Source organism: Streptacidiphilus sp. MAP12-33 (assembly GCF_041261265.1).
In the GTDB taxonomy this organism is placed as follows: Bacteria; Actinomycetota; Actinomycetes; order Streptomycetales; family Streptomycetaceae; genus Streptacidiphilus.
Genome location: NZ_JBGCCA010000037.1, coordinates 43,407 through 63,838 on the forward strand (window position 1 = coordinate 43,407; position 20,432 = coordinate 63,838).

Sequence of the window (20,432 nt, forward strand, 5' to 3'; positions counted from 1 at the left end):
AACTTACTCAGCCGTAAGGAGAAATCAAGATGCCGGACCGCTACCTCTCGTGGACCGCGGGCGGCCCGGGACGGTTCCTCGCCGCGCGCCTGGGCCTGCCCCGCCCCGAGCCGCTGAGGCGCCGCCAGGACGGCGGTCCGGACGTGCCCGGTCCGGTGCTGGCCGGCGCGGCCGAGGGCGGGCGGCTCGGCAAGCCCGTCCGGGCGCTGCTGGCCGAGTGGGGCGTCGACGCCCCCGACCAGGCCGACGTTCCCGCCGCCCTGGTGCTGGACGCGACCGGCGTCACCACGAGCGAGCGGCTCCGCGAGGTGTACGCGTTCCTGCACCCGCGCATCCGCTCCCTCGCGCCGAACGGCCGCGTGGTCGTCCTCGGCACGCCGCCCGAGCTCGCCACCGACGCGCGCGAGGCGGCCGCGCAGCGGGCGCTGGAGGGCTTCGTCCGCTCCGTCGGCAAGGAGCTGAAGCGCGGCGCCACCGCCCACCTGCTCCTCGTCGCGCCGGAGGCGGAGGAGGGGCTCGCCGCGCCGCTGCGGTTCGCCCTCTCCCCGCGCAGCGCCTACGTCTCCGGACAGACCCTGCGCGTCACCGCCACCCCGACGCCGCCCTCCGGCTCCTTCGACCGCCCGCTCGCGGGCCGGGTCGCGCTGGTCACCGGCGCCGCGCGCGGGATCGGCGCCACCGTCGCGGCGACGCTCGCCGCCGACGGCGCGACGGTGGTCTGCCTGGACGTACCCGCCCAGGGCGCGGAGCTGCGCGCGACCGCCGAGCGCGTGGGCGGCCGGGCGCTGGAGGCCGACCTCACCGACGCCGACGCCCCGCACCGGGTGGTGGACGACCTGACGCGGCACCACGGCGGGGTCGACATCGTCGTGCACAACGCGGGCATCACCCGCGACCGGACCCTCGGCCGGATGGAGCCCGGCCAGTGGGACGCGGTCGTCGCGGTCAACCTGACGGCGGTGGAGCGGCTCGACGAGGCGCTGCTGGACGCGACGGCCGAGGGCGGACCGGTCCTGCGCGAGGACGGGCGCATCGTGTGCACCTCGTCCATCAGCGGGATCGCCGGGAACGTCGGGCAGACCAACTACGCGGCCGGCAAGGCCGGTCTGATCGGGCTGGTCCAGGCCGTGGCCCGGGACGAGGCCGTCGCCGGGCGCGGGATCACCGTGAACGCCGTGGCGCCGGGCTTCATCGAGACACAGATGACGGCCGCCGTCCCGCTGTTCGTCCGCGAGGCGGGCCGTCGCCTCAACAGCCTGAGCCAGGGCGGGCAGCCGGTGGACGTCGCCGAGGCCGTCGCCTTCCTCGCCTCCCCCGGCGCGGCCGGGATCACCGGGCAGGTGCTGCGCGTCTGCGGCCAGGCCCTGCTGGGAGCCTGACCGGATGACCACCACGACCACCGAGCCCGCCGTGCGTGAACTCTCGTCCCTGCCAGGCACCCTGGGCCTGTACGCGCGGGCCGTGCGGCCCAGGCCGCGGCGCCACGCGCCGCTCGCCGGTGAGGGCGCGGTCCAACTGCGCGGCGCCGTCCCCGATCCGGAGCGCCTGCGCGCCTACCGGGAGGTGTGCGGCTACGCCGCGGGCGGCGATCGGCTGCCCGCGGCCTTCCCGCATCTGACGGCCTTCCCGCTCAGCATGGCCCTGATGACCGCGCGCGACTTCCCGCTGCCGGTGCTCGGCCTGGTCCATCTGGCCAACCGCGTCGAGCAGGTGCGGCCGATCACCCCGGACGAGTCGCTGGACCACCTGGTCCGCTCCACCGCGCCGCGCCAGCACAGCAAGGGCCGCGTCTTCGAGATCGTCGCCGAGGCCCGCGCGGCCGGCTCTGCCGACGTCGTCTGGCGCTCCGTCAGCACCTATCTCCACCGCGGCCCCGGCGGCGGCGCGGCCCCGCGCACCGTGGAGGAGGACCTCCCCCCGGCGCTGCTGGAGGAGACCTGGCCGCTCGCCCCCGATCTCGGCCGCCGCTACGGCGCGGTCTCGGGCGACCGCAACCCGATCCACCTGCACCCGCTGGCCGCCCGGTTGTTCGGCTTCCGCCGCGCCATCGCCCACGGCATGTGGTCCAAGGCCCGGGCGCTCGCCGCACTGGAACAGGCCGAGGGCGGCCTGCCGGACGCGTTCACCGTCGGTGTCGACTTCCGGCGGCCCGTGCTGCTCCCCGGCAGCGTCCGGTTCGCCGCCGCCCGGATCGGCGGGAACGGCTGGGCCTTCCACGTCACCGACCCGAGCGGCGCGCAGCGCCACCTGCTCGGCCGTCTCAACCCGCACTGAACCGCGCCGCATCCCACCCACCCTCCAGGAGCCGTCCCATGACCGACACCGCCGGCCTCGCCGACCTCGACTTCACCGCCGTCACGCCGCAGGAGTTCGCCCGCATCGTCAAGGGCCTGTCCGCCAGGGAGATCAAGGAGGCCGTGCAGGACACCGCGCTGCGCCTGCGCGTTCTGCGCGAGGTCTTCGCCCGGATGGAGAGCCAGTTCCGCCCCGAGAACGCCGGGCAGACCTCCGCGGTGATCCGCTGGAAGGTCGGCGCGGACGAGGGGACCGTCTTCGAGACCGCCATCGACCAGGGCAGCTGCACCGTCACCGAGGGCCGCACCGAGGCGACGCCGAAGGTGACGCTGGTGCTGGGCGACACCGAGTTCCTGAACCTCGTCTCGGGCAACGCCAACCCGATCACGCTGTTCTTCTCGCGCCGGCTCAAGGTCGTCGGCGACCTCACCCTGGCGGCCCGGCTGACGCACTACTTCGACATCCCGAGGGCGTGACGCGACGTCAGGACGTGGGCTCCGGGTCGGTGGCCAGCCGGGCGTGGAGCTCCACGTCGTAGCGGACGCCCTCGTAGGCCAGCTTCTGCCGCTCCAGCCCCTCGACCAGGTAGCCGGCGCCCGTCGCGACCCGGCACGAGGCGGGGTTGTTGACGCGGTGGCCGAGCTCCAGCCGGAACAGCCCGAGCCCCGCCTCGTCCAGGGCCCAGCGCGACAGCGACCGGCAGGCGCGCGTGGCGACACCCCCGCCCCGCGCGCCCGGCGTCGTCCAGTAGGAGACCCAGCCGGTGCCGTGACGGCGGTCGACGGCGCCGACCGCCATGTTGCCGAGCAGTTGCTCGGCGCCGCCCGCACCCCGCACCACGGCGAACGCGAACGCCTGCTCCGCCTCCCACCGCCGCGCCTGCTGGTCCACCCACCGGGCCGCCGCCTCCGGCGAGTCGACGGGCTCGGCGGCCTGGCCCCGCATCAGCGGGTCGGCGAAGGCGGTCAGCACCGCCTCCGCGTCACGCTTCGCCCACGGCCGCAGCCGCAGGCCCTCCCCCGCATCCAGATGATCAGGCATGCGGCCACTGTGTCATGAGGCGTCGGCCACCGGGTCGGTGTCCGCCTCCTCCTGACGGGCCCGCAGGGCGCGCAGCTCCGTCTTGAGGATCTTGCCGGCCGCCGAGACGGGCAGCGCGGGGAGGAAGCGCAGTTCGCGGACCCGCTGGTAGGGCGCGACCCGGGCGGCCACGAACTCCAGCAGCTCCTCGGCGCTCACCTCGGCGCCGGGGCGCGCCACCACGTAGGCGGCGGGGATCTCGCCCGCGTCGGGGTGCGGCGCGCCGATCACGGCGGCCTGCGCCACCGCCGGGTGTGCGGCGAGGACCTCCTCCAGCTGCGTCGGGTAGACGTTGTAGCCCTTGTAGATCAGCATGTCCTTCGCCCGCCCGGAGAGGAACAGCTGCCCGTCCTCGTCGAGTCGGCCGATGTCGCCGGTCGCGAGCCACCCGTCCACCCACTGCTCGGCGGTGAGCTCCGGGCGGCCGAGGTAGCCGTCGGTGACCTGCGGACCGCGCGCGAAGACCAGGCCGGTCTCGCCCACGGGTAGCGGCTTGGCCGGGTCGGCGAGGTCGCGGATCTCCAGGTCGGTGTCGAACAGCGCCACGCCCACGCAGCCGGGCGGCGTCGGGTGGTCGCGGTCCGGGGTGACGAAGGTGAGCGCCATCGTGGCCTCGGTGAGCCCGTACCCCTCGGCGACGGCCGCGTTGGGGTAGGCCGCCGTCATCCGTGCGATGGTCGGCGAATCGAGCGGCGCCGCGCCGGAGTTGACCAGACGGACGGCCCGCAGGTCGTAGGAGCCGGCGTCGACCGCGGCCAGCAGCGCGTGGTGCATGGCCGGCGAGCCGGTCAGCCCGGTGGCTCCGTGGCGCACCATCGAGGCGAGGAACTCGCGCGGGTCGAACCGCCCGTGGGCCACGACGGTGGTCCCGCCCAGCAGCCCGATGTTGTGGCTGACCAGGCCCATGGCGTGGAACAGCGGCACCACGTTGACGACCGTGTCGTCGCCCGGCGTCCCGGTCCACGGCGTGACGGCCTCGGGTACCGGGCGCAGCGTGACCAGTCCGTCGGCGTCGTAGTCCGGCAGCACGGCGCTGCGCGCGCACAGGCCCTGGAGCACGTTGGCCCACAGGTGCCGGTCGCGCACCCGCACGGCCTTGGAGCGTCCGGTCGTGCCGCCGGTGAAGGCGAGGTGGGCGAGGTCGTCGGGGGTACGCGGCGTCGCGGGCGCGGGATCGGCGGCGAGCAGGTCCGCGAGCGGGACGGTGTGCGGATCTCCCCCCTCGGGGCCGGGCGCGGTCGCCGTCGGCGGGACGAGCACGGCGAGGAGCGACGGCTGCGCCTCCAGCAGCGGTCGCAGTGCGGGCAGCACGGCCGGATGCGTGACGAGCGCCTTCGCGCCGACCTCGTCGAGGGCGGCGGCCAGCGAGTCGGTCGGCTGGGTCGGGTTGACTGCGGAGACGGTCGCCCCGGCGAGCAGGGTGCCGTGGTAGGTGACCGGATACCAGAGGCTGTTGGGCTGGACCAGGGCGACCACGTCGCCGGGGCCCACGCCACGCTCGCGCAGTCCCTGCGCGCAGCGGAGGGCGTTCTCGTACAGCTCGGAGAAGGTCAGCCGCTCCTCGCCGTCGACGAGCGCGTCGCGCGCGCCGTACGCGCGGGCGGCGGAGGCGAGCAGGGTGTGGAGTCCGGTGCGGGGATAGTCGAGCGTGCGGGGCAGGCCGGCGGGCCACAGGGCACGGTTCAACCCAGGTCTCCCTTCGGGTGGGTGTTCGCCAAGCTAGGCGCCCCCAGACGGTCTGACAATGCAACCGACAGAACCGACCGCGCTCACTCAGGCCGTCATGGGCGTCTCCCCGGTCGAGCGGCCCGTCGCCTCCGCGGCGTACGGCTTCGTCCGCTTCATCGGCGGCGGTCTGGCGCCCTTCGCGGCGGGCAGGCTGGTCGAGCACGACAACGTGCACGTGCCGTTCTACCTGGCCGCCGGGGTGCTCCTGGCCGGCATCGCCATCCTGTCGAGCGTCCACGGCCTGCTGGACCGCGCCACGGCGGGAGAACCGGCGGGCGCCGCGGACGGCGACCACGGCCAACGGCACCCGGCCGAGGTCGACGCGTAACCGCGGCGGCGGGTGGCCGATACTGGACCGGTGACCAGCGACCCCTCCACCCCCGACCGTCCCACCGCCGACCGCACCTCCCCCGCCACGCCCTTCGCCGACCGCGCGGACGACCGCGACAGCGCGCCGCAGTACGTGCTGCCGCTGGTCGTCCGCGTCGAGCGCGCCGAGCCGCCCGGCCACACCGACGCGCTGGAGACCGCCGCGCGGGCCGTGCTGCGCTTCCTCGGCGACGAGCGCGTGACCGAGCCGGAGGGCGAGTGGGCGGCGGCCGTCGCCGCCTGGGAGGACGCCCGGATCCGCAAGGTGGTCCGACGGGCGCGCGGCGGCGAGTGGCGCAAGGCGTCCGAGCTGCCGGGCCTGACCACCACCGGCAAGAGCGCCGAGGTGCGGGTCTTCCCGCCGATCCCGCTGGACGGCTGGCCCAAGGAGCTGGCCAAGCTCCAGGTCTCCGGCACGGAGCTCACCGACGAGACGCCGCCCGCCCCGGCCGACCCGGGCACCCCGGTGCTCTGGCTCAACCCGGAGCTGGAGATGTCGACGGGCAAGTCGATGGCCCAGGTCGGCCACGCGGCGCAGCTCGCCTGGTGGGCGCTGCCCGAGGCCGCCCGCGCGGCCTGGCGTGCGGACGGCTTCCCGCTCGCCGTCCGCACCGCAGCGGCCGCCGCCTGGCCGGCCCTGACCGGCTCAGGTCTCCCGCTCGTGCGCGACGCGGGGTTCACGGAGATCGCGCCGGGCTCCTGCACCGTCGTGGCCGACCACCCCGCGCTGCGCCGGTAGGGGGTTCAGCCCGGCAGGGAGTCCATGAAGGAGCTGACCGAGAACACGGCCTTGCCCGGACCGGGCGGGCCGTAGCCGGGCGGCGAGGAGAGGCCGAACTCCTCCAGCGTCGCCCGGTAGGTCCGCAGCAGCCGGATGTGGTACTCCAGCGGCGCTCCGCCCGGATTGGCCTTGCCCAACGGGGTGGTGGGCTCGGGGCACCAGGTGGTGAAGCGCGGCACGATGCCGTGGGACATGAAGAACCGCAGGCCCTCGTGGGTGGAGGCGATGGCCTCGTCCACCGTCGTGAAGCCGAACGGCTCCGCCATCTCCACGCCCGCCACGAAGTTGGGGATCACGTGGGAGGGGCCGAAGACCTCGGCCGAGTCGAGGATGCGGCGGTGCCACTCCTCCCGGCCGATGTAGCGCTCCTTGCCGGGGCAGTACAGCTCGAACAGCCGCTTGTCCCACACCTCGAAGTTGGGGTGGTAGATCTGCACCCCGTAGTCGCGGAACCGCTGCACGTCGTCGCGCGGCAGCGCCTGCGCGACGACCTTGCCGATCCAACGCCCGGGAAAGCGCTCCTCGATGGCCTTGGCGTACTGGCCGTAGAAGTCCGCCTCGTCCTTGCCCCCGATGTGCGAGGTGATCGCGCCGCCGGTCAGCGTGTAGGCCTTGGACGTTCCGGCCGTGTCGTGACGGTCGATCAGCTCCAGCGCCTCCAGCACCTCCTCGACCGGTTTGACCCCGGTGTAGGGGCGGCCAGCGGCCTTGTGCTGGCGCCAGTTGTGGTTGATGTCGCAGTACTGGCACTCCTCCTTGGCGCCGAAGTACTGGCAGACGCGGAACACCGTCAGGTAGATCAGGTAGCCCCACTGGATCGTGGGCGCGACCTCCATCACCGACTTGCCGTTGGCCAGGGTGTGCCGGTAGTAGTCCGGCATCGGCGGCACGCCCACGTCCGCGATCCGCGCGCCGTCGAGGTAGAGGCCGAGCGTCCCCTCCTCGTCGGCGCCCACCCGGTACGGCGAGGACGGGTTGACCCGCACCGACACCACCGTGCGGCGCAGCCCGTACGGGCCACCGGTCAGCACGATCTCCTCCGGCGGCCGGTTCAGCGCGGCGGCGCCGAGCTCCGGCAGCGTGCGGTGGTCGAAGGAGAAGATGAAGTACGACTTCGGCTTGACGTCACCCCCACCGCTGAGCGCGGACTCGTCGAAGGCCATGCCGCCGCGCAGCAGGTCCTCCTTGATCACCGCCTCGCGCGGGACCTCGGGGTAGCGCTCCATCAGCTCCTCGACGAGCGCTGTACGGCTCTGTTCCTGGCTCTGCATACCCAGCCCTCCGTGGAAAACAGGACGTGCACGTCGAGACCGAGCCTAGACCCGTCGTCGGACAGACCGTCGCCGGACAGCCCGGGCACCGGCGGGCCTCAGCGCGGCTCCCCGGGATACGTGCCGAAGGACCAGCGGTTGCCTTCGGGGTCGCGGGCGGCGAAGTCCCGGGAGCCGTAGTCGGTCTCGTGCAGCCCGGTGGTGATCTCCGCGCCCGCCGCCTTCGCCCGGGCGTGGACCGCGTCCGGGTCGGCGGTGACGACGTACGCGCCGAAGCTGCCGGGACGAAGCGGCCACAGGTCCTGCCCGTCGGTCTCGCGGACGGAACCCAGCATGATGCCGCCGCCCTCCGGCCAGGACAGCTGCGCGTGCTCGACGGTGTCGCCCTCGCCGTACACCACGGTCTCCTCGAAGCCGAAGGCATCGACGAGGAACCTGATCAGCGCGCGGGCGTCCCTGGCCCGCAGGGTCGGCCAGACCTGCGCCGCGGGCGGGGTCCTCCGGACGGATTCGGTGGTCATGGCGGCTGCTCCTCGCTCGACGTCTGTTGCCTCTCCCAGCCTCGGCCCGGAGGGTGGTGGCCGGCTTGGATGTTTCGGAACTCCTCGGCGAGCCACGCGCTCGGCGCGCAGCCGGCCAGGGCGGTGAACTCGCGGTCCAAGTGGGACTGGTCGGCGTAGCCGTGGTCGGCCGCGAGGCCCGCCAGGTCCGGCGAGTCCGGGCGGGTGGCCAGGTGACGCCGGGCGAGGTCGAAGCGCACGACCCTGGCGGCGGCCTTCGGCGTCAGCCCGGTCTCGGCCAGGAACCTGCTCCGCAGGTGCCGTTCGCTCCAGCCCACCTCGCCGGCCAGCGTCGCCACCCGGATCAGCCCCCGGGAGGCCAGCACGAGCCGCCACGCCTCGCACACCTCCGGCGGCGGCCCGGCCTCCCGCAGCCGGCCCAGCAGCCAGGCGTCCAGCACCGCGAACCGGCCCGGCCAGTCCGCCGCCTCCCGCAGCCGCTCCTGGGCGTACCGCGCCTCCGCGCCCAGCACGTCCTCGGCGTGCACGTCGATCCCGGCCAGGCCGCCCGCCGGGAGACCGAGCAGGGCCCGGGCGCCGAGCGGCCCGAGGGCCACCTGCACGCCGGACTGCCGTCCGGGCACCTCGATCAGCGCGGGCGCCGTGTGCAGGCCGCCGAGCAGGGTGACGTAGTCGCCGGGCGCGTCACGGCGGTCCGGGTGGGCGGCGACGGTGAGCGGCTCGTCCAGGGTGAGGATCAGCGTCAGGTAGGGCGAGGGCAGCCCTCGGTGCCGCGTCGGGGCGACACCGCGCTGCCGGTAGCCGGAGTACCAGCCCACCAGGCCGCGCAACGCGGGCGCCGGTGCGCCCCGCACGGCCTCGTCGACGACAACGGGCACCACGCCGCTCTCCACGCTCACATTCTCGCGTCCTTGCCGGGGCCCGTCACTCGGGAGAGGCTGTCCGCGACAACCGCGGCCAGGAGGCGATCGACACGATGAGCCAGCAGTTCGGCGACTACCAGAACGAGATCTACTTCAACGGCCTCTTCGGCCGCCTCCCGGCGTTCCCCATGGACTTCGCCGAGCTGGCGCGGCGCGCCGAGGCCGCGCTGCCGCCGAACGTCTGGTCCTACGTCGCCGGTGGCGCCGGGGACGAGCGGACCCAGGACGCGAACGTCGCCGCGTTCGACGCCTGGGGCCTGGTGCCGCGCATGCTCGTCGGGGCGACGCAGCGCGACCTCGGCGTGGACCTGTTCGGGCTGCGGCTGCCCACACCGCTGTTCATGGCCCCGGTCGGCGTGATCGGACTGTGTGCCCAGGACGGTCACGGCGACATGGCCACCGCCCGGGCCGCGGCGCGCACGGGCGTGCCGATGGTCGCCTCCACGCTGACGGTCGACCCGATGGAGGAGGTGGCCAAGGAGTCCGGCGACACCCCCGGCTTCTTCCAGCTCTACACGCCCACCGACCGCGAGCTGGCGGCGAGCCTGGTCCAACGGGCCGAGGCGTCCGGCTACGCCGGGATCGTGGTCACCCTCGACACCTGGGTGACCGGCTGGCGCCCGCGGGACCTGGCCACCGGCAACTTCCCGCAGCTGCGCGGCCACTGCCTGGCCAACTACTTCTCCGACCCGGTCTTCCGCTCCCGGCTGGCCAAGACGCCCGAGGAGGACCCGACCAGCGCGGTCCTGACCTGGACCCAGCTGTTCGGCAACCCGCTGACCTGGGACGACCTGGAGTGGCTGCGCTCGCTCACCCGGCTGCCGCTGATCCTCAAGGGCATCAGCCACCCCGAGGACGCCCGCCGCGCGAAGGACGCGGGCGTCGACGCCCTGTACTGCTCCAACCACGGCGGCCGCCAGGCCAACGGCGGTCTGCCCGCGCTGCACTGCCTGCCCGGCGTGGTCGAGGCGGCGGACGGCCTGCCGGTCCTGTTCGACTCGGGCGTCCGCTCCGGCGCGGACGTGGTCAAGGCCCTGGCCCTGGGTGCGACGGCGGTCGGCGTCGGCCGCCCCTACGCCTACGGCCTGGCCCTGGGCGGCACGGACGGCGTCGTCCACGTGCTGCGGACGCTGCTCGCGGAGGCGGATCTGATCATGGCCGTCGACGGCTACCCGACCCTCGCGGACCTGCGCCGGGAGGGCGCGCTGCGGCGCGTGTGAAAGCCGCGCCCCGAACGGGAATCCTTCGCGCCGCACCCACGTTGCCTGGTTGCGGCTCGCGTTCCGTCGTCACGGGGGTGGACGGCGGCTTGGGACGCCCGCGCGCTGACGGCGGGTCATCCTCGCACGTGGGAGGATGACCCGCCGTCAGCGCGCACTCAGGTCGCGAACGGGCGGCGGCACCGCTCAGAACCAGGCGTAGCCGGGCAGCGTGTGCAGGCCGATGGCCGCGCCGAGGGCGCGGGAGAGGTGGTCGGCGCCGAGCTCCTCGCGGGTGCCGACCAGGGCCTCCCCCGGACGGTGGGCGGTGCGGGCCTGGGCCAGGCGCTCGCGCGCGTCGGCGATCCCGTGCTCGATGGCGAGCTCCGCCCCGGCGTGCAGGTCGCCCGGCTCGAACTCTCCGGGCTTGACGCCGACGCCGATCGCGGCGAGTCGCTCGCGCAGCACCGCCTCCATCGGCAGGACGGGGCAGAAGCCGAGCAGGAAGTCGAGCACGGCGAAGAACTCGATGGTGTCGAGGTACTCCTCCCGCCAGACCGGCCAGGCGGGCTCCGGCGCGGCGTCGGGCGCGCCGCGCCCGAGGTAGTCACTGAGCGGCCGCAGCCCGAAGCCGTTGCGGAAGGCGGCGAACACGGTCTCCGTCCCCGCCTCCACGGGCGCGGTGCGCCCGGTCAGCCCCACCAGCGAGGTGTCGGCCCGCAGCACCGCGGCGATCCCGTCCGGGACCCGCCCCTGCCAGCCCGGGGCGGCGATCAGGTGGTGGCCCGCCTGCCCCGCGGTGCTGCCCGAGCCGACGAATCCCACATAGCTGGTGTCGAGGTCGTGCACGGCGACGACGTAGGGCCGCTCCGTCGCGGGCACCGTCAGCACCCACGGCTCCGCCCGCAGATCCAGCCACGCCCACGCCGACGGCGGCCCCTCCGGCCCGGCGGGCGCCCCCACGAACTGGAACGCCCCGAAGGGCGCTCCGCCGTCGACGACCTGGCCGTAGAGCACGTGGTAGTTCTGCAGCAGGGCGAAACCCCAGATCCAGCCCTCCGCGGCGGTCCGGCGGATCTCCTCGACGGGCGGGAATGCCATGGCGCCTCCTCGCATGGGGCCGCGAGCTCGACGACCCGTCCTCCGAGAGTGCGCGACACCGGCCCGGGACGCCACCCGGGCGGCCCGCCCGAGGGGCGCGCCACACCCCGGACGGGCCCGCCGGGACTGGTCCGCCGTGGCCGTCCCGACGGGCGCCACGCCGTTCAGCGGCGGGGCCGTCCAGGTCCAGGCGCAGGCGAGCGCGACGGACTCCGACTACGGCAGCGCGGTGACCGTGAACAAGACCGCCACGGTGAAGCTGAGCCGGGTCGCCAAGTAGGCCGAGGACCGGCGGCCGCCCGCTCGGGGGGCCGCCGGTCCCGTCGTCCCGTCGTCAGCGCGCGGGCAGGACGCGGCCCGTGACCTCGCCGAAGCCGATGCGGCCGCCGGCGCGGCCGGGCGCGGTCGCGGTGATGGTGACCTCGTCGCCGTCCTCCAGGAAGGACCGCGTCGTGCCGTCGTCCAGGGTGACCGGGCGTTCGCCGTTCCAGGTGAGCTCGATCAGCGCGCCCTCGGTGCCGCGCTCGGGACCGCTGACCGTGCCCGAGGCGAACAGGTCCCCGGGGCGGACGCTCGCTCCGTTGACCGTCATGTGGGCGAGCTGCTGCGCCGCCGTCCAGTACATGCCCGCGAACGGCGGACGCGAGATCAGCGTCCCGTTGACGCGGACCTCCAGGGCGAGGTCGAGACCCCACGGCTCCTTCGCGTCGCGGTCGTCCAGGTACGGCAGCGGCTCGACGTCCCGCGCCGGGGGCGCGACCCGCGCCGCGCCGAGCGCGTCCAGCGGAACGATCCACGGGGAGAGCGAGGTGGCGAAGGACTTGCCGAGGAACGGGCCGAGCGGCACGTACTCCCAGGCCTGGATGTCGCGCGCGGACCAGTCGTTGACCAGGCAGACGCCGAAGACGTGCTCGGCGAAGTCCCCCTGGGCCACCGGCGAGCCCAACTCCGAACCGGCGCCGACGACGAAGCCGACCTCCGCCTCGATGTCCAGGCGGCGGCTCGGCCCGAAGCCCGGCACCGCGTCCGTCGGCGCCTTGCGCTGGCCGTTCGGGCGGACCACCGGCGTACCGGAGACGACGACGGTGCCGCTGCGGCCGTGGTAACCGATCGGCAGGTGCTTCCAGTTGGGGGTGAGCGGCTCGGTGCCGGGGCGGAAGAGGCGGCCCAGGTTGGTCGCGTGGTGCTCGGAGGCGTAGAAGTCGACGTAGTCGCCGACCGTGAACGGCAGGTGCAGGACGATGCCCTCGCGCGGGACCAGGCACGGCTCGACGACCGCCCGGAACGCGGGCTCGCTCAGCCAGCGCGTCAGCGCCTCGCGGACCCGCGTCCAGGCCGGGCGCCCGGCGGCCAGCAACGGGTCCAGGCTCGGCGCCTCCAGCAGCGGGTCGGGCGAGCCGACGGCGCGGGCCGCCGCGCCCGCGTCGAGCACCCAGTCCCCGACAGCCACGCCGAGCCGCCGCCGCTGCGGGTCCTCGGCGGTGGAGAACACCCCGTAGGGGAGGTTGTCGATGCCGAAAAGGGTGTCGGCGGGCAGGTCCAGCCAGGTCACGGATGCTCCATCAACGTTCGGTGGTACGCGAGTGGGTCAGGCGGGCGGCAGCAGGCCGAGGTCGGTCAGGTCCTCCAGCGGCTCCAGCAGGCTGCACGTCCCGTACGCGGTGAACGCCCGGCGCGCGCGCTCGACCTGATCGTCGGTCAGGTCCGCTGCCACGGCCGCGAGCCCCTCCGCGCCGTGGTCCACCAGGACCTCGGCGACGGCGACGCCGTCCGCGCCCTGCACCGCGAAGTGCGTGGCCAGCAGGATGTTGAGAAAGCCGTGATGGGTGAAGCCGGTGGCGGGGTCGATGTGCCGGACGGCGTGGTGGAGGCCCGCCGTGCACTTGAACGCCAGCTCCCGGCTCGCGCAGCCGGTGATGAAGGAGGCCAGCTCGTCCGCGTCCGGGAACGCCTGCGGTTCCAGGCCCCCGGTCCGGTACTTGGCCCGGTAGGGCGAGGCCGCGAGGACGTCCAGGACCAGCTCCAGCCCCCTCACGCCGCCCGCGTCACGGCGCAGCTCGACCGCCGCGTGGATGTGCTGCCCCGGCAGCTCGCGGTCCAGCGCGGCGCAGCCGCGGGCCGCGGCCTCGGCCGGGGTGCCCTCGGCGTCGGGGCCGAGCTCGACGCCGACCAGGTGCAGGCCGGGCCACTTGGCGGTCTCGTCCAGTGCGGCGGCGAGGGCCGCCGGGCCGCTGCGCACCACGAGTGCGACGTCGAGCGGCAGGTCCGTGCCGCCCGTCCGCTCGGCGGCGGCACCGACCTCGGCGATCCGGTCGGCGCCGACCAGGAACGGGCCGACCAGCGGCGCGTACCAGGCGCGACGGTGGGCCCGGTGGGCCGGCACCGCGTCGGCGACCGGCGCGTTGCCGGGCGGGAACAGCGCGGCGTCGTCGCAGAAGCCGGCGAAGAGCGGCGGGACCAGGTGCGCGGGCCTCACCGCTGCTCCTCCCCGCTCGTCCCACCGGACTCGGCCGGTCCGCGGCCGCTCCAGCTCCAGGCATACCGGCCGTCGTCGGTGGCCCGCGCGCCCTCGGCGAGCTCCAGCGGGCGGAAGGTGTCGACCATGACGGCGAGTTCGTCGAAGAACTCGGCGCCGATGCTGCGCTCGTAGGCGCCCGGCTGCGGACCGTGGGTGTGGCCGCCGGGGTGCAGCGAGACGCTGCCCTGGCCGATACCCGAACCCTTGCGGGCCTCGTAGTTGCCGCCGCAGTAGAACATGACCTCGTCGCTGTCGACGTTGGCGTGGTAGTACGGCACCGGGATCGACAGCGGGTGGTAGTCCACCTTGCGCGGCACGAAGTTGCAGATGACGAAGTTGTTGCCCTCGAACACCTGGTGTGCCGGCGGCGGCTGGTGGATCCGGCCGGTGATCGGCTCGTAGTCGGCGATGTTGAAGGCGTAGGGGTAGAGGCAGCCGTCCCAGCCCACGACGTCGAAGGGGTGGGTCGGCATCACCATGACGGTGCCGCCGACCGAGCCGCCGACGCGGTGCTTGACGTAGACCTCGACGTCGCCGCCGCCCTCACCGTCATGATCTGTCTCGGTCTCGACCAGCAGCGGGCCCACGGGGCCGCGCAGGTCGCGCTCGCAGAACGGCGCGTGCTCCAGCAGCTGCCCGAACTTGGACAGGTAGCGCTTGGCGGGCGTGATGTGGCTGTTCGCCTCGATGGCGTACAGCCGCAGCGGCGCGTCACCGGTCGGCAGCCAGCGGTGCGTGGTGGCGCGCGGGATGACGACGTAGTCGCCCTGCCCGACCTCGATGGTGCCGAAGACCGTCTCGACGACGCCCGTGCCGGACTCGACGTAGACGCACTCGTCCCCTATCCCGTTGCGGTAGAGGGGGGAGGGCAGTCCGGCGGCGACGTAGGCGATCCGCACGTCCGCGTTGGACAGCACGACACGCCGGTCGCGGACCGGGTCGGCCTGGCGCCAGGAGGCGCCGGGGAAGAGCTCGTGCAGCTTGAAGTGGAACGGCTTGAGGGGGTGGTTGGCCTCCGGCTTGCCGTCGTCGACCCGCCAGACGCGACTGTCCACCATCGCCGAGGGGATGGCCCGGTGGTAGAGCAGCGAGGAGTCGGAGGAGAAGCCCTCCTCGCCCATCAGCTCCTCGTAGTAGAGCGAACCGTCCGCAGCTCGGTGCTGCGTGTGCCGCTTCGGCGGGATCGAGCCCACACTGCGGTAGTAGGCCACCTTCGTCGCCTCCCGGGCTGCTGTGCCCTCGGCGTCCGGACGGAACCTGCCCGACGCCCTGACAGGACCAGTATTGACGATCAGCAGTACAGGGCCTAGCTTCGCTCGCTGACAATGTCCCGCGATCGAGCTGTGCAATCTGCCAAGCTTGATCCCCGAGGAGAGGCGGCGAGATGGAAGCTCAGCGCAGAAAGCCCGACCAGCTGGACGTGCTGCTGATCCGCGCGCTGGCGGAGCATCCGCGTGCCGGGTTCCTGGAGCTGTCACGCCTGACCGGCGTCTCCCGGGCCACGGTCCAGGCCCGCATCCAGCGCCTGGAGGCCGACGGCGTGATCACCGGCCACGGCCCGGACGTGGATCTGGCGGCGGCCGGCTTCCCGGTGCTGGCCTTCGTGAACCTGGAGATCTCGCAGGGCAGCCTGGAGGAGCTCTCCGTCGAGCTGGCCAAGGTCCCCGGTGTGCTGGAGGCCTACGGCACGACCGGCTCCAGCGACGTCCACTGCCGGGTCGCGGCGACCTCCCACGAGGGCCTGCAGCAGACGCTGATCGAGATCAGCCGCATCCCCTTCGTGGCCCGCTCCACCAGCGTCATCGCCCTGTCCAAGGTGGTCGCCCCGCGCTACCTCCCGCTGCTGGAGGCGGAGGAGCGCCCGCGCCCCACGCGGGTGCCCACGCGGGAGCCCTGAGGCCGGGGGTGGGGAGATCCCCACCCTCACGACTGAGGCCCACCGGATCGAGCCGCGGCGGCGTCCGCGCAAGGCTTTCCGCATGCGAAACGAGTTATCGGCCCCCTCGGACGGGGCTCTCCGCCGCCCGGAACCGCCCGCTCGCGGCCCGCGTCGGCGCGCGTTGCGACCACCGACTCGGGTGGGCTGGCTGGTCACCACGCTGCTGTCGGTGCTGGCCGTCGCCTACGCCGCCCGGTACCTCACCCTCGATCCGGCGGTGTTCTTCAGCCGCCAGCGAGCCGTCTACCTGCGGCACGAGCTCCCCCTCGCCGTCCACATCTCCGGCGCGGTGGTGGCCATGGCGACGGGACCGTGGCAGTTCTCCGGCCGTCTGCGCCGCCGACGGCCGCGCCTGCACCGCCGCCTCGGCGTCGCCTACCTGCTGGGCTGCCTCGTCGCCGGGATCGGCGCCCTGCTGCTCGCGCCGATCGCCTACGGAGGCCCGGTCGCGGGGCTCGGATTCGCCGCGCTGGCGGTCGCCTGGCTGGTGACCGGCGCGATCGGCCTGCGGATGATCCTGCGACGACGGGTGGCCGACCACCGCCGCTGGATGTTGCGCAGCTTCGCCCTGACCTTCGCCGCCGTCATGCTGCGGCTGATGCTCGGCGTGGCCGGCGCGCTCCACCTCGACTTCCGTGCCTCCTACCAGGCGGTGGCCTGGCTCAGCTGGCTTCCCAACCTGATCCTCGCCTGGTGGTTCACCCGCCCGCGCGGTCGTGCGCACGGCAGTGCGCACGACCGCGCACACGACCGCTGAACGCGCCTGGGGGCGCCGGGCAGAACCCGGCGCCCCCAGGGAACAGCACGGCGGGTCAGTCGTTCCAGGTCGGACGGAGCGTGACCGACAGGATCGTGCGGTACTCGGCGGCCTGGGCGGCACCGACCGTGTACAGCGCGGAGGGGTCCGTGCCGTAGGTCGAGCCGACGGTCGGCAGCGGCTTCGGGGTGGAGTAGCCCGCGAACAGCATGGTCAGCGAGCCGTTGTCGTTCTGGACGACCGTCGGGTCGTAGACGCGGCCCGAGTAGTAGCCCGAGACGTCCAGCGAGCCGCCGTCCGCGTCCAGGTCGTGCAGCGCGGAGAAGGTGTAGTCGGTGCCGATCAGCTTCTGCGGCGCGGACCAGTTCACACCGTCACGCGAGGACGCGTAGAAGATCTGGTTGAACGCGTCGCTGTCACCGTCCGAGGCGTACGCGCCGGAGAGGAAGAGGCCGAGGGTGCCGTCGGGGTTCCTGACGACCGTGCCGCGCGAGCCGACCCAACGCAGGGTGTCGTTGCTGTTGGAGTTCGGGTCGTTCAGGCCGTTGACCTGGCCGAGGTCGGTGAAGTGCGTGCCGTCGGTGGTGTAGGCGGCGCGGACGACCGAGTAGTCCTCGTTGTTGCCGAAGAGCGTCTTGGGCTTGTTCTTGCCCTCGCCGATCTGCGACAGCGTCGCGTAGGAGGCCACGGCCGCGCCGGGCGCGCCCACGTCGCTGCCCTTGGCGACGGAACCGGTGCCGCCGGTGCAGCCGGTCAGGTCGGTGGCGTCCTCGCCGGAGCAGGTGACCTGGACGATGCCGGCCGCGGTGCCCAGGCTGACGGTGACCTGACCGTTGGTCAGCGGCAGCGCGGACGTGCCGCCGACCGGGATGCTCGCGGCGGGGAGCGTGACGGCCGCGGTGGTCGTGGTCGGGGTGTAGTAGTTGAGGATCTTCTCGGTGTACAGCACGCCGACGCTGCCGCGCGGGGCGCCCGCGAGGTGCGGGACGGTGCTGATGATGCCGTCCGGCGAGATCAGGCCGGAGGTCTGGCCCGCACCGGCCGGGATGACCGAGTCGGCGGTGATCGCGTCACCCGCGTTGATCTGCACGCCGGCGCCGTCACGCGTGGTGCAGCCGGTGAACACGGTCGCGGTCGCGTTGTTGTCGTTGCAGTCGACGGTGTGGCCGTCGACCGAGAAGTGACCCGGCTGCTCGAAGTTCGCGGTGTTGCCCACGGCGACGGTGACGCCGGCGCCGGCCGGACCGGCCGGGACGGAGACCGCGGCGGTCGCGGTCGTGCTGCCGCCCTGGCCGACCGACTCCGCGGAGGGCAGGCCCGCGAGCGGGTTGTCGCCCTTCGGGTGCAGCTGGTGGACGATCAGGTTCACACCCGGGTTGTCGCCACTCGGGCGGCTGAGTGTGTACAGGAACTCCTGGCCGTCCACCGTGAGCGTGAAGGCGTGGCCCTGGCCGTCGTCGTTGGTGTTGCCGTTCGGGCACAGGCCCTGGTTCTGCTCCAGCGCCTCGCCGGTGTACGTCCAGGTGCGGCCGTGGTTGTGCGACACGGCGGAGACGACGGCCTCGTCGCCGTCCTTGGGACGGTAGTCGAACAGGCCCGTCAGCTTGTCGCCACCGTCGGAGCTGGTGACGAACGGGAAGTAGTACGGCTGCATCGGCAGCGTGGTGTGCGCGGGCTGGCGGACGACCGCGCCGGTCTCCGGGGTCGGGCCGCCGCTGGAGCAGTAGCCGTCCAGCGGGCCGGGCGTACCGGTGACGCCACTGGCCGCCGGGACGGCGCCGGAGGCGGCCGGGTCGACGGCCAGGTTCGGGTAGGTGACGCCGCCGACGGTGACGGTGCCGGCACCTCCGGCGGTGAACGTCGGCAGGCTCAGGCCGTAGGACGGACCGGACGTCAGGTCGCCCTGGGCCAGGGTCCAGGGGCCGCCCTTGACCTTGTCGACCGTGGGTGTCCCGACGGAGTAGCCGGAGAACTCGTGGTGGTGGGCGGGCTGCGCCTCGGCGCCGGCGACGGCGGGCTGGACGAGGAGCAGAGCGCCGGCGGTGAAGCAGACGACACCGGTGGCGGCGATCGTCGCGGTGCGACGACGTGACATGGCGGGTCCTTCCGGAAGCGGTTCGCGAAGGCGTGTCGGGACGGTTCGGGACTCGGGCGCTCGGAGCGCGGTCGGCCGTGATCCTGGCTGATGGGCGCGGTGTCCGGGAGTGGTCTGGTCCACTGTTCACCGAGCGTTCGGCGAGCGTCCCGCGCCCGTCCCCCGCCTCGTCGGCGACCACCCGGGTTCGGCCCGCTTCGGGCGTTCCGACCGAATTTCGACTCCCCCGGCCGGGAATGACGCTTGATCATGGATGCGTTTCCCCGGGGTGGGGACGGGGCGGTGCGCGCCCGCACGGCGCCGGACCCGCAGCCTCGCGCCACGACCTTCGGAGGGGATCGTCATGACCTTGCGCCTCGGCCTCAGCCTGCCCCAGTTCCGCCAGTACGCGCCCGGCAGGGACGTCGTCTCGGTGGCGCGCGCCGCGGAGGAGATCGGCTTCGACAGCCTGTGGGTCTTCGAGCGGCTGCTCGTCCCCGAGAACCCGGTCCAGGGTCTGTACGGGGTGCCCGGCCTGCCCTGGCCGGAGTTCTACCGGTCCGTCGCCGAGCCGCTGATGACGCTGGCCACGGCCGGCGCCGTCACCGAGCGCGTGCGCCTGGGCAGCAGCGTCCTGGTCGCGCCGCTGCACGTGCCGTTCCAGCTCGCCAAGCAGCTGGCCACCCTCGACGCCGCCACCGGCGGCCGGGTGCTGGCCGGCCTCGGCATCGGCTGGTCCCACGACGAGTACGCGGCCTCCGCCGTCGCCCCCTTCGCCGAGCGCGGGGCGCAACTGGAGGAGCTGCTGGACGTCCTGGCCGCCGTCTGGGGCCCGAACCCGGTCGCCTACGAGGGCAAGCGCACCGTCATAGCCGAGTCCGAGGTCGGCCCGAAGCCGGCCCGCCCGATCCCGGTGCTGCTCGCCGCGTCCGGGCGTCCCGCGCTCGACCGCCTGGCCCGCCGCGCCGACGGCTGGCTGCCGGTGCAGGTGCCCTTCGACAGGCTGCGGTCCGTCTGGTCGGGCATCCGCGAGGCCGCCGAGGGTTACGGCCGCGACGCCTCAGCGCTGGAGATGATCGGCCGCGCGAACGTGAGCATCACCGCGCGGGCCCTCCCGGAGGAGGGGCGGACGCAGTTCACCGGCTCGCACGAGCAGATCGTGGCCGACGTGGTCGCCGCCGCCGAGGCGGGCATGGACGAACTCCTGCTCGACCTCCAGGGCAGCGCCCGGGACGCGCAGGAGCTGATCGACCTGGCGGCCTCCTTCCACGCGGCGACGCGCGCGGCCGGCGCCTGACGCCCGACGCGCGACGCCTGGCTGGCCCGCCTGCCGATCCGCAGGCGCGGGGCGGTGGGCGGTGGCCGTGGCGCGGTCGTGGAGGTCGTGGAGGTCGTGGAGGTCGTGGAGGTCGTGGAGGTCGTGGAGGTCGTGGAGGTCGTGGAGGTCAGCGTCGGCCGGAGCGCAGGCGCTCCTCCTCCGCCAGCCGGTCGATCACGTCCTTCGCCTCGCGCAGTCCGACGCGGGTCCGTTCCCGGTAGACCTTGATCGCCTGGATCTTCCTCCCGCGCCGGACCAGCTCCAGGATCTCGCCATCCGCATCCACCGGAAGCACCGGCGCCGCAGCCCCCGCCCCCATCCCCGTCCCCGTCCCCGTCCCCGGCAGGACCGGCATCGCGTCCACCGGCCCGCCGTCCATCCCGAGCCTGGCCAGTACCAGGTCCAGCTTCTCCTCGATCGCTGCGAGGCGCTGTTCCACCGTCACCTTGTCCATGGGATCCATGCGGTCACGATATTCGCTGGGCCGGGTTCCTGGCCTTCCCCGATCCGGACCGGCTGATCGTCCTCGCCGGCCCTGCTGCCGAGCCGCCTGCCAAC

General features: G+C 73.9%; 21 protein-coding genes. 10 read left to right on the forward strand and 11 right to left on the reverse strand.

The window, feature by feature from the left end:
* Window positions 1-29: 29 nt before the first annotated feature.
* From ABH931_RS31035 to ABH931_RS31045, 3 genes are read left to right on the forward strand one after another with little or no spacing between them, the layout of a single operon-like run.
* Window positions 30-1,379 (forward strand): 3-oxoacyl-ACP reductase, encoded by a 1,350-nt coding sequence (locus ABH931_RS31035; protein WP_370120625.1) that lies wholly within the window; start codon window positions 30-32, stop codon window positions 1,377-1,379.
* 4 nt (window positions 1,380-1,383) lie between these two features.
* On the forward strand, window positions 1,384-2,274 hold the full coding sequence (locus ABH931_RS31040) for a MaoC/PaaZ C-terminal domain-containing protein (protein WP_370120628.1): 891 nt from the start codon (window positions 1,384-1,386) through the stop codon (window positions 2,272-2,274).
* A 38-nt stretch (window positions 2,275-2,312) separates the two neighbouring features.
* The gene (locus ABH931_RS31045; RefSeq protein WP_370120631.1) at window positions 2,313-2,771 is read left to right on the forward strand and encodes an SCP2 sterol-binding domain-containing protein; all 459 of its coding nucleotides are present in this window, start codon (window positions 2,313-2,315) and stop codon (window positions 2,769-2,771) included.
* A 7-nt stretch (window positions 2,772-2,778) separates the two neighbouring features.
* On the opposite strand, the gene ABH931_RS31050 is transcribed toward ABH931_RS31045, so the two are convergent.
* Window positions 2,779-3,336, reverse strand: a complete 558-nt coding sequence (locus ABH931_RS31050; RefSeq protein WP_370120634.1) for a GNAT family N-acetyltransferase — start codon at window positions 3,334-3,336, stop codon at window positions 2,779-2,781.
* 12 nt (window positions 3,337-3,348) lie between these two features.
* Entirely contained in the window at window positions 3,349-5,061 is a 1,713-nt protein-coding gene (locus tag ABH931_RS31055; protein WP_370120637.1) for a class I adenylate-forming enzyme family protein, read from the reverse strand.
* Between the two features lie 58 nt (window positions 5,062-5,119).
* Here ABH931_RS31055 and ABH931_RS31060 point away from each other — a divergent pair, with 58 nt between their 5' ends.
* The gene (locus ABH931_RS31060; RefSeq protein WP_370120640.1) at window positions 5,120-5,431 is read left to right on the forward strand and encodes a hypothetical protein; all 312 of its coding nucleotides are present in this window, start codon (window positions 5,120-5,122) and stop codon (window positions 5,429-5,431) included.
* 30 nt (window positions 5,432-5,461) lie between these two features.
* Complete coding sequence (locus ABH931_RS31065; RefSeq protein ID WP_370120643.1) at window positions 5,462-6,211, forward strand: aminoacyl-tRNA hydrolase; 750 nt, start codon at window positions 5,462-5,464, stop codon at window positions 6,209-6,211.
* A 5-nt stretch (window positions 6,212-6,216) separates the two neighbouring features.
* Here the strand turns inward: ABH931_RS31065 and ABH931_RS31070 are convergent, their stop codons facing one another.
* From ABH931_RS31070 to ABH931_RS31080, 3 genes are all read right to left on the reverse strand, one after another.
* Complete coding sequence (locus tag ABH931_RS31070) at window positions 6,217-7,524, reverse strand: radical SAM protein (protein WP_370120646.1); 1,308 nt, start codon at window positions 7,522-7,524, stop codon at window positions 6,217-6,219.
* A 98-nt stretch (window positions 7,525-7,622) separates the two neighbouring features.
* Entirely contained in the window at window positions 7,623-8,045 is a 423-nt protein-coding gene (locus ABH931_RS31075) for a VOC family protein (RefSeq protein WP_370120649.1), read from the reverse strand.
* Window positions 8,042-8,944, reverse strand: a complete 903-nt coding sequence (locus ABH931_RS31080; RefSeq protein WP_370120652.1) for a helix-turn-helix domain-containing protein — start codon at window positions 8,942-8,944, stop codon at window positions 8,042-8,044. The genes ABH931_RS31075 and ABH931_RS31080 overlap by 4 nt, the downstream gene beginning before the upstream one ends.
* Before the next feature lie 77 nt (window positions 8,945-9,021).
* On the opposite strand from ABH931_RS31080, the gene ABH931_RS31085 reads away from it, so the two are divergent.
* Window positions 9,022-10,188 (forward strand): alpha-hydroxy-acid oxidizing protein, encoded by a 1,167-nt coding sequence (locus ABH931_RS31085; protein ID WP_370120655.1) that lies wholly within the window; start codon window positions 9,022-9,024, stop codon window positions 10,186-10,188.
* Between the two features lie 186 nt (window positions 10,189-10,374).
* Here ABH931_RS31085 and ABH931_RS31090 read toward each other — a convergent pair whose 3' ends face one another.
* The gene (locus ABH931_RS31090) at window positions 10,375-11,268 is read right to left on the reverse strand and encodes a DUF1254 domain-containing protein (protein WP_370120658.1); all 894 of its coding nucleotides are present in this window, start codon (window positions 11,266-11,268) and stop codon (window positions 10,375-10,377) included.
* 136 nt (window positions 11,269-11,404) lie between these two features.
* Between ABH931_RS31090 and ABH931_RS31095 the strand changes: the two genes are divergently transcribed.
* Window positions 11,405-11,548, forward strand: coding sequence for a hypothetical protein (locus ABH931_RS31095; RefSeq protein WP_370120661.1), 144 nt, complete (start codon window positions 11,405-11,407; stop codon window positions 11,546-11,548).
* Between the two features lie 54 nt (window positions 11,549-11,602).
* Here the strand turns inward: ABH931_RS31095 and fahA are convergent, their stop codons facing one another.
* From fahA to ABH931_RS31110, 3 genes are read right to left on the reverse strand one after another with little or no spacing between them, the layout of a single operon-like run.
* The gene (gene fahA, locus ABH931_RS31100; protein ID WP_370120664.1) at window positions 11,603-12,820 is read right to left on the reverse strand and encodes a fumarylacetoacetase; all 1,218 of its coding nucleotides are present in this window, start codon (window positions 12,818-12,820) and stop codon (window positions 11,603-11,605) included.
* 36 nt (window positions 12,821-12,856) lie between these two features.
* Window positions 12,857-13,744 carry a hypothetical protein gene (locus tag ABH931_RS31105; RefSeq protein ID WP_370120667.1) on the reverse strand — a complete coding sequence of 296 codons (888 nt, stop codon included), beginning with the start codon at window positions 13,742-13,744 and terminating at the stop codon, window positions 12,857-12,859.
* Window positions 13,741-14,997: a homogentisate 1,2-dioxygenase gene (locus tag ABH931_RS31110; protein WP_370120670.1), complete on the reverse strand. Its 1,257-nt coding sequence runs from the start codon at window positions 14,995-14,997 to the stop codon at window positions 13,741-13,743. Before ABH931_RS31110 ends, ABH931_RS31105 begins: the two co-directional genes overlap by 4 nt.
* Window positions 14,998-15,170: 173 nt before the next feature.
* On the opposite strand from ABH931_RS31110, the gene ABH931_RS31115 reads away from it, so the two are divergent.
* Complete coding sequence (locus ABH931_RS31115; RefSeq protein WP_370120673.1) at window positions 15,171-15,683, forward strand: Lrp/AsnC family transcriptional regulator; 513 nt, start codon at window positions 15,171-15,173, stop codon at window positions 15,681-15,683.
* A gap of 181 nt (window positions 15,684-15,864) precedes the next feature.
* Window positions 15,865-16,482, forward strand: coding sequence for a DUF2306 domain-containing protein (locus tag ABH931_RS31120; RefSeq protein WP_370120675.1), 618 nt, complete (start codon window positions 15,865-15,867; stop codon window positions 16,480-16,482).
* Window positions 16,483-16,537: 55 nt separating this feature from the next.
* Here the strand turns inward: ABH931_RS31120 and ABH931_RS31125 are convergent, their stop codons facing one another.
* Complete coding sequence (locus ABH931_RS31125; RefSeq protein ID WP_370120678.1) at window positions 16,538-18,577, reverse strand: hypothetical protein; 2,040 nt, start codon at window positions 18,575-18,577, stop codon at window positions 16,538-16,540.
* 343 nt (window positions 18,578-18,920) lie between these two features.
* Between ABH931_RS31125 and ABH931_RS31130 the strand changes: the two genes are divergently transcribed.
* On the forward strand, window positions 18,921-19,853 hold the full coding sequence (locus ABH931_RS31130; protein WP_370120681.1) for a TIGR03619 family F420-dependent LLM class oxidoreductase: 933 nt from the start codon (window positions 18,921-18,923) through the stop codon (window positions 19,851-19,853).
* Window positions 19,854-20,001: 148 nt separating this feature from the next.
* Here ABH931_RS31130 and ABH931_RS31135 read toward each other — a convergent pair whose 3' ends face one another.
* A complete protein-coding gene (locus ABH931_RS31135; protein ID WP_370120683.1) occupies window positions 20,002-20,337 on the reverse strand; it encodes a hypothetical protein in 336 nt (111 codons plus the stop codon).
* Window positions 20,338-20,432 lie beyond the last annotated feature (95 nt).

Bases quoted from the DNA above. Each gene is read 5' to 3' on its own strand.
- ABH931_RS31070 (WP_370120646.1), bottom strand. From the start codon at position 7,524: ATGCAGAGCCAGGAACAGAGCCGTACAGCGCTCGTCGAGGAGCTGATG.
- ABH931_RS31125 (WP_370120678.1), bottom strand. From the start codon at position 18,577: ATGTCACGTCGTCGCACCGCGACGATCGCCGCCACCGGTGTCGTCTGC.
- ABH931_RS31130 (WP_370120681.1), top strand. From the start codon at position 18,921: ATGACCTTGCGCCTCGGCCTCAGCCTGCCCCAGTTCCGCCAGTACGCG.
- ABH931_RS31060 (WP_370120640.1), top strand. From the start codon at position 5,120: ATGCAACCGACAGAACCGACCGCGCTCACTCAGGCCGTCATGGGCGTC.
- ABH931_RS31045 (WP_370120631.1), top strand. From the start codon at position 2,313: ATGACCGACACCGCCGGCCTCGCCGACCTCGACTTCACCGCCGTCACG.
- ABH931_RS31135 (WP_370120683.1), bottom strand. From the start codon at position 20,337: ATGGATCCCATGGACAAGGTGACGGTGGAACAGCGCCTCGCAGCGATC.
- ABH931_RS31090 (WP_370120658.1), bottom strand. From the start codon at position 11,268: ATGGCATTCCCGCCCGTCGAGGAGATCCGCCGGACCGCCGCGGAGGGC.
- ABH931_RS31050 (WP_370120634.1), bottom strand. From the start codon at position 3,336: ATGCCTGATCATCTGGATGCGGGGGAGGGCCTGCGGCTGCGGCCGTGG.
- ABH931_RS31035 (WP_370120625.1), top strand. From the start codon at position 30: ATGCCGGACCGCTACCTCTCGTGGACCGCGGGCGGCCCGGGACGGTTC.
- ABH931_RS31075 (WP_370120649.1), bottom strand. From the start codon at position 8,045: ATGACCACCGAATCCGTCCGGAGGACCCCGCCCGCGGCGCAGGTCTGG.
- ABH931_RS31040 (WP_370120628.1), top strand. From the start codon at position 1,384: ATGACCACCACGACCACCGAGCCCGCCGTGCGTGAACTCTCGTCCCTG.
- ABH931_RS31085 (WP_370120655.1), top strand. From the start codon at position 9,022: ATGAGCCAGCAGTTCGGCGACTACCAGAACGAGATCTACTTCAACGGC.
- ABH931_RS31115 (WP_370120673.1), top strand. From the start codon at position 15,171: ATGGAAGCTCAGCGCAGAAAGCCCGACCAGCTGGACGTGCTGCTGATC.